The 12750-nt window shown below is 33.1% G+C and carries 5 protein-coding genes and 1 pseudogene; 5 read left to right on the top strand and 1 reads right to left on the bottom strand.

The window, feature by feature from the left end; all coding sequences use genetic code 11:
* Positions 1 to 313: 313 nt before the first annotated feature.
* Complete coding sequence (ubiD, locus tag HACICURV3402_RS01530; RefSeq protein WP_157992598.1) at positions 314 to 1777, bottom strand: 4-hydroxy-3-polyprenylbenzoate decarboxylase; 1464 nt, start codon at positions 1775 to 1777, stop codon at positions 314 to 316.
* Between the two features lie 1491 nt (positions 1778 to 3268).
* Here ubiD and aceE point away from each other — a divergent pair.
* The 5 genes and pseudogenes from aceE (at position 3269) to argS (ending at position 12621) form a co-directional block, all read left to right on the top strand.
* Positions 3269 to 5932, top strand: a complete 2664-nt coding sequence (gene aceE, locus HACICURV3402_RS01525) for a pyruvate dehydrogenase (acetyl-transferring), homodimeric type (RefSeq protein ID WP_157992597.1) — start codon at positions 3269 to 3271, stop codon at positions 5930 to 5932.
* Positions 5933 to 5953: 21 nt separating this feature from the next.
* Positions 5954 to 7168, top strand: a pseudogene (locus HACICURV3402_RS01520) (2-oxo acid dehydrogenase subunit E2); the annotation flags it as partial.
* A 140-nt stretch (positions 7169 to 7308) separates the two neighbouring features.
* Positions 7309 to 8736 carry a dihydrolipoyl dehydrogenase gene (gene lpdA, locus HACICURV3402_RS01515; RefSeq protein ID WP_157992595.1) on the top strand — a complete coding sequence of 476 codons (1428 nt, stop codon included), beginning with the start codon at positions 7309 to 7311 and terminating at the stop codon, positions 8734 to 8736.
* A gap of 226 nt (positions 8737 to 8962) precedes the next feature.
* Positions 8963 to 9919 carry a thioredoxin-disulfide reductase gene (gene trxB / locus HACICURV3402_RS01510; protein WP_157992594.1) on the top strand — a complete coding sequence of 319 codons (957 nt, stop codon included), beginning with the start codon at positions 8963 to 8965 and terminating at the stop codon, positions 9917 to 9919.
* 968 nt (positions 9920 to 10887) lie between these two features.
* Positions 10888 to 12621: an arginine--tRNA ligase gene (gene argS / locus HACICURV3402_RS01505; RefSeq protein WP_157992593.1), complete on the top strand. Its 1734-nt coding sequence runs from the start codon at positions 10888 to 10890 to the stop codon at positions 12619 to 12621.
* Positions 12622 to 12750 lie beyond the last annotated feature (129 nt).

Below are 12750 nucleotides of genomic sequence, written 5' to 3'. Positions count from 1 at the left end.
TTAAGTTGATTTACATAAACCTAATCTATAAAGTTTTCTAAACGTGTAATTAATCTAATATAATATGGAAATGCCTTTGATATAACTGAAAAGACCAATTTAATAAACATAACGGAGAAGAAAGAAGAAAAAACTAATTATATCTATAGACATCCTTGTTAGCTATTCTTTGCTGTAATGTAAATGAGACACAATACGTTGTTATCATAAAAACGATCTAAAAAACACTTGACAGATCAAGATGATAATTAGAACTTCTCATCAATTATTGTATATTTTATTATTAAAACTTCAGCCTTTATTGGTGATTTATTCATATATTCAAGGAATCCCAAATTTCATCTATATGCGCGGTGACAACAGGGTCTTTTTTGATAGGTGTTCCCCAAGTTCGTTGAGTTTCACCTGCCCATTTATCAGTTGCGTCTATCCCAATTTTAGATCCTAATCCGGAAGTAGGTGAAGAAAAATCAAGATAATCAATTGGCATTTTATCTAGTATAACTGTATCACGTAACGGATCTGTTCGTGTAGTTATCGCCCAAATCACATCCTTCCAATCTCGAGCATTGATATCATCATCACAGATGATGATAAATTTCGTATACATAAATTGCCGAAGAAATGACCACACTCCCATCATGATGACTTTTGCATGACCAATATATTTCTTTTTAATTGTTAAGATGGCTAAACGATAGGAGCAACCCTCTGGTGGTAAATAAAAATCAATAATTTCTGGAAACTGTTTTTGTAAGATAGGTATAAAAACTTCATTAAGTGCTACACCTAAGACCGAAGGCTCGTCTGGAGGGCGTCCAGTATAAGTGGAGTGGTAAATTGCTGAACGACGCTGTGTAATATGCGTCACCGTTAGAACAGGAAACTCATCTATTTCATTATAATATCCAGTATGATCACCATAAGGACCTTCAGGTGCTGTTTCACCCGGTTCAATGTATCCTTCTAAAATTATTTCTGCTCTAGCTGGTACCTCTAAATCATTAGATATAGATTTAACAACCTCAGTGTGAGCGCCACGTATGAGCCCAGAAAATGAATATTCTGAAAGTGTATCTGGGATGGGTGCTACTGCTCCAAGAATAGTAGCTGGATCAGCCCCAAGCGCTACAGATACTGGAAAACGCCTCTCAATATATTTTCGATTCCAATCTCGAAAATCTAATGCACCACTACGGTGAGGTAACCATCGTATAATAAGTTTATTAGTACTTATGATTTGTTGACGGTAAATAGCGAGATTCTGCCTTTCCTTATCTGGGCCTCGTGTGATCGTTAATCCCCATGTGACCAATGGTCCAATATCGCCAGGCCAGCACTTCATGACTGGGAAGCGAGTTAAATCAACATCTTTTCCAGACCAGATCCGCTCTTGACAAGGGGCATAACGAAGACGCTTGGTTGTCATGTTAAGCGCTTGCTTCCAATGTGGAATATTGTTATAAAAATCACGAAAACCACAAGGAGGATCAGGTTCTTTAAGAAAAGCAATCAAACGCCCTACTTCACGCAAAGATTTCACATCTGTTTTACCCATACCCATTGCGACACGATTAACTGTGCCAAATAAATTACATAACACTGGCATGTCATAACCCTTAGGGTTCTCGAATAATAAAGCCGGTCCACCGAGCTGTAAAACGCGATCAGACACTTCAGTCATTTCAAGATGAGGATCAATTACTTGTTTAATACGTCTTAGTTCTCCTTTCTCTTCTAAGAAAGAAAGGAATTCTCGCAGGTCTTTATGTATCATAACTTACCAATAATGTTTCAAAATTATTTTACCAATCATAGTCATGATTGTTCAAATAACAGATTAAATAGAATCACCTATAATATCTATATTATATAATAAATCATACATCTATTAACATAACTAACTATACAATACTAATTATTGCTAATAAGACGGATATTATGTTTAAAACAACAATATTAATAATTGCACTGATCCATTCTCTCATTTATAAAATTCAACTAATCTTGTTATAGATAAACATTAAGAGCTATTGAATAATTTTTTTCAAACATATTGTAACATTATATATTATATAGAATTTAGTTGGAAACAGAGTTTAATATCTATTAAGATAAGTATTATTTTATATGATGATTACATTTTAATATGCTAGATGTTGAATATTGTTGTGTATTGGCTTTATAAAGATAATTATATATCTTCTAACCTTCTAAGTGGATTTTTTATATTCTATATGTACTAGATGAAAAACTCATTACTACAATACTGTTATAGATATAACATTTGTTATAAATATAACATTTAAGTTCTAACTTGAAAGTTATATGAAATAGCAATAAAACTAAAATAAATAAATGTCATCATTTAAATTTAAACACATGCCAGTAATAACTTTGTTATGTTACTCTATTACAAGTTCTATTAAAATATTAGTTTCGCTTCATACCGTTATTATAACACCCCTGTAATCATCTAATACATATCTCTATCCTAGAGTGTTATGTGGTATAGATTGTCATATAAATAAATTAAATAATAACTAAATTAGTGCATGCAAAAAAATGCAATTTCTTTAAAAAATCCAAAATACATTAACATATATAACTATATACCGTTTATTATAAAAACCTCTATATATAAATTTTACTTATCATAAGTTCAATTTTCCATGGAAAATGTTAGCTACATCATATGTGAACATTGGTGTCATAAATAATGTTTTATCAATATTGATATTAAAAATTCTACTTATTTACTTTTCTTGAATAAAAAAAGATTAATCAATTAGTGAGTCTAATATAATGGTAACATACCTTAAATAAGACAATAGCTCTTACAACAAGAGTGTATTAAAAAACGACACAATTTAATGAATTAAATTAGAAAAATCTATTTAAGTAATAATCATAAATATCTTGTGAGCTTAAACAATAAAATCTACATATCTTACTGTTTTTCTTAAATTTATCAAGATTATAATAAATAAAAAATTTGTATATATGAAATCATTATATCTATCTACAAAAATCCGTATTTAATTCTCGAATTTAATCTAGACTACAACGCTTAACTGAAGATATACCAATTACTAGAATATAATTATATTAATATTGATTGAATTACAGATTCTAAGGAATTTTAATTCAATATGGCTATGAAAAAACATTAAGACATTATTACTTTAGTCTTCTTATAATAAATAACAATCGAAACAACTTCTTTAAATGTTATAACGTTAATTAAATAGAAACAAGGAAGATCCCTATGTCAGAACACTTACATTATGACTCAGATCCGACCGAAACCAATGATTGGATAGACTCAATTAAATCTGTGATACATTCAGAAGGTGCTGAACGTACAAAATATTTGATTAATCAAGTATTAAAAGTTGCCCATGCAAATGGTGTAGAAATACCTGATCATCAATTGAATAATTGCTATGTAAATTCTATTCCTGTACAAGATGAGCCAGAATATCCAGGCGATATTATTTTGGAGAATCGTATTTGTTCTGCAGTACGGTGGAATGCAATTATTACTGTTTTGCGAGCTTCACAAAAAAATCTAGAATTAGGTGGGCATCTAGCTTCTTTTCAATCTGCTGCCGTTTTATATGAAGTATGTTTTAATCACTTTTTCCGAGCAAGCACGGAAAAGGATGGTGGTGATCTCGTTTATTTTCAGGGACATTCTTCTCCAGGCATATATGCTCGTGCTTTTCTTGAAGGGCGTCTTAGTGAGCAACAAATGAACAATTTTCGTCAGGAAACCAAAGGGTATGGTTTACCATCTTACCCACACCCTCAACTCATGCCTAACTTCTGGCAATTTCCAACTGTATCCATGGGATTAGGCGCTGTAGGTGCTATTTATCAAGCTAAATTTTTAAAATACCTTCTCAACCGAAACCTAAAAGATACATCTAAACAAACAGTTTATGCTTTCCTTGGTGATGGTGAAATGGATGAGCCGGAATCCAAGGGTGCCATTACCATAGCAACCCGAGAAAAATTAGATAACTTAATTTTTATTATTAATTGCAATCTTCAACGATTAGATGGTCCAGTGATAGGAAATGGAAAAATAATTAACGAACTAGAAGGAATCTTTTCAGGGGCAGGATGGAAGGTAATTAAAGTAATTTGGGGTAGTAAATGGGATCCACTCTTCCGCCAAGACACCAGCGGTAAATTAGTTCAATTAATGAATCAAACGGTGGATGGAGACTATCAGACTTTTAAATCTAAAAACGGAAACTATATACGTCAACATTTTTTCGGAAAGTACCCAGAAACATTAAAACTAGTAGAAAATATGACCAACGATGAAATTTGGTCCCTAGATCGAGGCGGTCATGATCCGAAAAAAATCTATGCTGCACTGAAAAAAGCAAAAGAAACTCAAGGTCAACCCGTAATAATTTTAGCTCATACTATTAAAGGTTATGGAATGGGTGCAATTGCTGAAGGTCAAAACACAGCTCATCAAGTAAAGCAGATGAGTATAGAGAATCTACATTATATACGTGACCGTTTGAATATTCCTATTAATAATGATCAAATTAAAAATTTACCCTATTTTACGTTTAAAAAAAATTCAGATGAATACAACTATCTTCATGACCAGCGCATTAAACTAGGTGGCTATTTACCCACTCGAAGAAAAATGTTTAATGCAACTATTGATATCCCAATTTTAGAAAAATTTTACCATATTTTATCTGAGTCATCTAAAGAAATATCAACTACTCTTGCATTTATACGCACGTTCAATGTTTTACTTAAAACTGCTGCCATTAAAGATCAACTAGTACCAATTGTTGCTGATGAAGCCCGCACGTTTGGAATGGAAGGCTTATTCCGTCAGATTGGAATATATAACTCAACTGGTCAGCAATATTGTCCTCCGGATCGTGATCAGGTTACATATTATAAAGAAGAAAAAACAGGTCAGATCTTACAAGAAGGGATAAATGAGTTAGGAGCTGGAGCATCTTGGCTAGCCTCAGCGACATCTTATAGCACTAATAATTTACCTATGATTCCATTTTATATCTATTATTCAATGTTTGGTTTTCAGCGTATTGGTGATCTTCTTTGGGCTGCTGGAGATCAGCAAGCACGAGGTTTTCTTATTGGTGGGACCTCAGGACGTACAACCTTGAATGGAGAAGGACTCCAACATGCAGATGGTCATAGCCACGTACACGCTCTTACTATTCCTAACTGTATTTCTTGGGATCCAGCTTACGCTTATGAAGTAGCAGTTATTATACATGATGGACTGACTCGTATGTATGGTACCGAACAAGAAAATATTTTTTATTATATTACTGTAGGAAATGAAAAGTACCATATGCCAACAATGCCAAAAGGAGCAGAATACGGAATTAGAAAAGGTATGTATCAGATAGAAAATATAGGAGGGAAAGCAGGAGAAATTCAGCTTTTAGGATCAGGTTCTATTCTTCGACATGTTCGTATAGCAGCACAAATATTAGCAAAAAACTATGACATTAGTACAAGCACATATAGCGTAACCTCATTTACAGAATTGGCTCGAAATGGTCAACTTTGTGAGAGATGGAATATGCTACACCCAATGTCAACACCTCGCATACCATACATTACTCAGGTTCTAAACGATAAACCAGTTGTAGCCGTTACTGATTATATGAAGTTATTTGCAGAACAAGTGCGTAACTTTATTCCTTCCAGTATATATCGTGTATTAGGTACTGATGGATTTGGTCTTTCAGATAGCCGTGAAAACTTACGTGATTATTTTGAAATTAACGCCTATTACATAGTCATTGCAGCCCTGAGTGCTTTAGCTGAGAATGGACAAATAAAGAAAAAAATAGTAGCTGAGGCCATCGAAAAATTTGAAATTAATGCTAATAAAATCAACCCAGCTTTAGCATAAGAGGTATAGGATATGACCATTGAGATACATGTGCCTGATATTGGAACTAATACTGCAGAAGTCACTGAAATTCTCGTACAAATCGGAGATAAAGTAACAGTTGATCAATCAATTTTAACTGTTGAAACCGAAAAAGCATCTATAGAAATTCCATCACCCCTGGCAGGAACAGTTAAAGAAATTACTGTTAAAATTGGTGATCAAATTAGTCCAGGTATGCTGGTAATGTTTTTTAATGCTGAGAATATACCAACATCGGATATGCTAGACATAACAGAAAACCAAGACATGATGCCTTCATCGTTAATAATGTCAACTAAATGCATCCATGCTACTCCACTAATTCGTCGTTTAGCCAGAGAGTTAAGTATAGACTTATCTAAAATTGAAGGCAGTGGAACTAAAAATCGGATTTTAAAAGAAGATATAGAGAATTACGTAAAAAATATGCTTCAATATCATGAAACAACTGGAGAAGATAGGAAGTCTCCGTCAGAGCATATTTTGTTACAAAAAATAAATTATAATAATTTTGGAGAAACGCAAGAAATTAAGCTCAGTCGAATCCAAAAACTCTCTGGTAACAACTTGTATCGTAATTGGACAACTATTCCACATGTAACTCATTTTGATAAAACAGATATTACTGAATTAGAAATATTCCGTAATAATCAAAATGATTTAGCAACGAAAACAAAACTTGATGTAAAAATAACTTTAGTAGCATTTATTATGAAATCTGTTTCTCTAGCTCTAGAGAAAATGCCACGCTTTAATAGTTCGTTATCTTCTGATAATACAACATTGGTTTTAAAAAAATATATTAATATTGGGGTTGCAGTCGACACAACTAATGGCTTAGTAGTTCCAGTGTTTAAGGCAGTTAAAACAAAAGGTATCCTTCAAATAGCTCATGAACTAACTGAAGTGGCCACAAGAGCTCGTTTAAATAAATTAGCTCCAAGTGATATGCATGGAGGTTGTTTTACTATTTCCAGTCTGGGTGGTTTAGGTACTACTTATTTTACGCCAATTATTAATGCTCCAGAAGTTGCTATTCTCGGCATCTCAAAGGCTCAAATAGAACCAGTTTGGAATGGTAAAAAATTTATACCACGCTTAATGATGCCTATCTCACTCTCCTTTGATCATCGTGTAATTGATGGAGCTGAAGGGGCAAGATTTATCACAATAATTAAAAATACAATGGCTGATATTCGTTGCTTGGTAATGTAAGCAGATTTTTAATCTATAGATTTTCATGGTATGATATATTAAAGATTGCAAGTAATTTTATACAAAAATATAATATAATTTAGATATTATAGTAGAAATTAAAAACCGACTTATCTCTAGATTTTAATTAAGAGGTCCTAATGAACAAGGAAATTCACACCCAGGTTGTGGTGATTGGATCTGGTCCCGCAGGTTACTCAGCAGCGTTTCGTGCAGCAGATTTAGGTCTTCAGACTATTCTTGTTGAGCGTTACAGTAATTTAGGTGGTGTTTGTCTGAATGTTGGCTGTATTCCATCCAAAACCTTATTACATATAGCTAAAGTTATAGGGGAATTGGACACACTCACAACTCAAAACATTGTTATAGGCAAGACAGAGCTCAACCTAGATAAAATTCGTGAACAGAAAAGAAGAGTAATCTCTCAACTAACCAATGGGCTAGCTAAGTTAGCACGAGCCCGTAAAGTTAATGTAGTACATGGTGTCGGAAAATTCAGAAACAAAAATACACTTCAAGTAACTACAGAATCAAATTCAAGTACAATCATAAATTTTGATCACGCGGTAATTGCAGCGGGTTCATCTGCCGTGAAAGTACCAGTAGTACCATATGAAAATTCACGTGTTTGGGATTCTACCGATGCGCTTCAGCTTAAGGAAATACCAGGTCATCTCCTAATTATAGGAGGTGGTATTATAGGTTTAGAAATCGGAACAATATATCACGCCTTAGGTTCAAAAATTGACTTAATAGAAATGTGTGATCAAGTCATCCCTAGCGCAGACCAAGACATAATAAAAACCTTTACTGGGGAAATTTCAAAGAAATTTCATCTTATGTTAGAAACTCAAATAACTCATGTAGAAACGAAAAGCGATGGACTCTATGTGTCTATGAAAGGGAAACAAGCACCAGCTCAGCCACAACGCTATGATGTTATACTAGTGGCAGTAGGACGAAAACCCAATAGCAGTTGTTTGGATCTTAATCAAGCTGGAGTAAAGTTAAATGATCGTGGGTTTATCTCTGTCGATAAACAAATGCGTACTAATGTTCCTCATATTTTTGCGATCGGTGACATAGTCGGTCAACCAATGCTAGCACATAAAGGTATGCATGAAGGTCATATAGCTGCCGAAGTAATTTCCGGGAAAAAATATTACTTCGATCCAAAAGCAATTCCATCTATTTCTTATACGGATCCAGAGGTTGGTTGGGTTGGTATAACTGAAAAAGAAGCAAAAGAACGAGGAGTGTGTTATGAAATATGTACATTTCCTTGGAAAGCTTCAGGTCGGGCCGTAGCATCTAACTACGAGAATGGGATGACAAAACTAATTTTCGATACAACTACGCGTCGCGTTATTGGTGGTGCAGTTGTTGGTATCAATAGCGGTGAATTACTAGGTGAAATTACTCTAGCCATTGAAATGGGTTGTGATGCAGCAGATATCGCTTTAACTATTCATTCCCATCCCACTTTACATGAATCAATTGGTCTTGCTGCAGAAATTTTTGAAGGCAGTATTACTGACCTTCTCAATTTGAACGCATCAAAGATATAATCTTATTTTCCTGAAAGAGAATATAAACATTTAACTAAGTGAACTATAAATAACAAGTAAGTTAATTTATCAAGATATGACTGATTATATGTCATGATTATAAAGTATATTTTCTTTCAAAGATTTGTATATTTATGTATATTTAAATTACTATTGCTCATTAATGACCCTACATACCCATTCACTGCTAAAATACTACAATATTTCATATTCTTAGGAGTCACTAATGATACACTCTCAACATAATAAATTAATTATTTTAGGCTCTGGACCGGCTGGCTACACTGCTGCTATCTATGCAGCTCGTGCAAATTTAAACCCAGTTTTAATTACAGGACTCGAACAAGGTGGACAGCTCGCTACTACAACTGATGTTGAAAATTGGCCAGGTGATCCTGATTATTTGACAGGCCCCTTGTTAATGCAGCGCATGCATCAACATGCATTAAAATTTAATACTGAAATAATATTTGATGTTATTAATAGTGTTGATCTGTATACTCGTCCATTTACTTTAATTGGAGATCAAAATAAGTACACCACTGACGCATTAATTATTGCTACTGGCGCCTCGGCTCGATATCTTGGTCTTACTTCAGAGGAAACATTTAAGGGACGAGGTGTATCTTCTTGTGCAACCTGTGATGGATTTTTCTATCGAAATCAAAAAGTTGCAGTTGTTGGTGGTGGTAATACAGCAGTAGAGGAGGCCTTATATCTGGCAAATATTGCCTCTGAAGTCCATCTAATTCACCGTAAAAATAGCTTTCGTGCAGAGAAGATTCTAATAGATCGTTTACATAAAAAAATGAAGAAGAAAAACATTTTTCTACATACAGATTATAAAATCGAGGAAATATTGGGAGATGACAACGGTGTAAATTCAATACGTCTGTGTTCCACTAAAAGTGATACAATTAAGGATTTAGTAGTAAAAGGTGTATTTATTGCTATTGGACATAGCCCAAATACTTCTATTTTTAATAATCAGTTAGAACTGAACAATGGTTATATTGTAGTACGCTCAGGAATTAATGGTAATTCTACGCAAAGTAGCATAGAGGGCGTATTCGCTGCTGGTGATGTAATAGATCATGTTTATCGACAAGCTATCACTTCTGCTGGAACCGGATGCATGGCAGCTCTTGATGCTGAGCTCTATCTTGACGGGTTAGGTTTATAAGTACAATACATACTACAATCATTTTATATTTATATGTATAACTTCACAACTTAATTGAAGTTAATTGATGTATTAATGCTTATCAGATACCAGAGTTCCAACACGAGACTACTCTATTCGCTTTAGGTTAATATATTTTCACCAATATATTTAATTAATGAAGGTAAGTATTTATAGATTGCTATAAGAACATTTTTCCAAATAAGTCTAATATATGAAAATTAGACTTTACTCATATAAACACTATTTGATTGTTATATAAATTCTTAAGACCAAAAGCTTGATGGGAGCTCGTGCAACTTAGTCTCACCTATATTGCCTCTGGTACCTTTCAGGTGCTCATTAAAATATACAATGTGACGTCAGTGACATCTTATAAATCCTAATATATATATCTATTTATAAAATCATATGTACTATTTAGATAGACTACAAAACCCTATCTACAAAGGTAAGGAAAAAAATCTGGACCATTTTCTTCATGGGTATTAAATAATACAATTTATCATATATTTTTAATACTGAAATAAATTACAACATATAAAATCTATTTATAATAGAAGAAAAAATATAGAATAGATATTGATAAACATAAGAGTTATGTTTAATAACAGGAATAAGAAAAATCTTTACTATCCTAATACGAAATATACATCCATAGTCTAATTTATGATCTATAATTTATATCCTATAATTAAAAACATCTTGTTTCAGGTGAAAATATTATTGTTTTAAAATTAAAGGATCTTCAGAAACTAAGAGATAAAAATTCTATTATTGATAAAATCAAATCACATAAGCAGCTTTATTAATAGATGAAATTTCTTAGATCAATACTCTTTATCATTAGCATATCAACATCTTTACCTTTATCCTGTAACATAAATAAAGTAAGATTGTTATTGTCGCAAAGATACAGTAAAACTTTTTAACTGATTGATATAGAATTCATGTTCTAAGGCAATAGAATGAATATTCAAAATATAATTAGATGTAAAGTTAGTAGCGCAATGATTTCGGCAGGCGCTCCAATACATTATGATCCTCAAGTTCGACGTTCAGCACGCATACAATTTGGAGATTATCAAGTAAACGGTATCATGACTTTAGCAAAAAATCTAAAAATATCGCCACGACAATTAGCAAAAAAAGTTCTTGATCAATTAAATTTAGATGACTTGACTAAAAAAATTGAAATTGCTGGACCAGGATTTATTAATATTTTTCTTAACCCTAAGTGGTTATCTGTACAAATTGATAATGTTTTAAAACAAGAAAATCTGGGAATCATGCCAATCCATAAACAAATTATAGTCATAGACTATTCCTCGCCGAATGTGGCCAAAGAAATGCACGTAGGTCACCTAAGATCTACAATTATTGGTGATGCAATGGCTCGAACGCTGGAATTCCTTGGGCACAAGGTCATTCGAGCAAATCACATTGGTGACTGGGGTACTCAATTTGGTATGCTTATTGCTTTTTTAGAAGAAAAATATAATAAAAATTGTAAAAATATCACTCTGACAGACCTAGATATTTTTTATCGCAATGCTAGACAACGCTATGATAATAATCTTGAATTTGCTGAACGCTCTCGCCGATATGTAGTCAAATTACAACATGGCGACGAATACTGCCGAAAAATATGGAAACAATTAGTAAATATCACCATGAAAGAAAATCAGGTCATTTATGACCGCATGAATGTAACCTTGACCCATCAAGATATAATGGGTGAAAGCCTGTATCATAACATGATGTCAGACATTATATCTGATCTTCAGACTAAAGGGTTAGCAAGACAAAATCAAGGAGCTATCGTAGTTTTCTTAGAAAAATATAAAAACAATACTAATGAAATACCTGGCGTGATTATTCAAAAAAAGGATGGTGGCTATCTCTATACTACAACCGATATTGCTTGTGCTAAATACCGCTATGAAACCCTCAACGCTAATCGTATTTTATACTACACTGACTCGCGTCAACATCAACATCTTTTACAAGCTTGGGATATTGCTCGTCAAGCCGGTTATATTCCTGAGAGTTTACAATTAGAACACCATATGTTTGGTATGATGTTAGGTCAGGATGGAAAGCCCTTCCAAACGCGTCGCGGTCATACTATTAAACTATCTTATTTACTAGATGAGGCTATAAATCGTGCTACTAAACTAATATTAGATAAAAATCCTGATATACCCCAAGATAAACTAAAAGAATTAGCACGTATTATTGGAATTGGTGGATTAAAATACGCAGATCTCTCAAAAAACCGTACCACTAACTACGTCTTTGATTGGGATCACATGCTTTCATTAACAGGAAATACTGCACTTTATATACAATATGCTTTAACACGAATTCTATCAATATTTCGTAAAATACAGATTAATCAAGAAGAATTACTAACAGCTACAACCAATATAGTCAATAATTGTGAAATAGCTCTTGCTGTATGTTTATTACAATTTAATGAAATCATCACCGAAGTAGCTCAGGATGGCATGCCCCATCTTATGTGTTCTTATTTATATAAATTAGCAGGTCTTTTTTCTAGCTTTTATGAAGAATGTCCAATTCTGTACGCAAAGAACAAGAAAATTCAACAAAGCCATCTACGTTTAGCTTTATTAACTGAAAAAACTCTTAAACAAGGATTAAATCTTTTAGGTATTGAGACAATGGAGTCTATGTAAAGATACGTATCAACAGATCATAATAGATTTTATCTAGTTGTTTCATTTTATTAAACATATGCTTTGTGCGTAGAGTTCTAATAAAGAACAATTCATTTGATTGATAGGATTTCATTGTAATCGAACTAG

Source organism: Candidatus Erwinia haradaeae (assembly GCF_900698925.1).
GTDB classification, from domain to species: Bacteria; Pseudomonadota; Gammaproteobacteria; order Enterobacterales; family Enterobacteriaceae; genus Erwinia_E; species Erwinia_E haradaeae_I.
The sequence above is the reverse complement of the archived record's forward strand: the minus strand, read 5'-3'. Positions and strand labels throughout refer to the sequence as shown.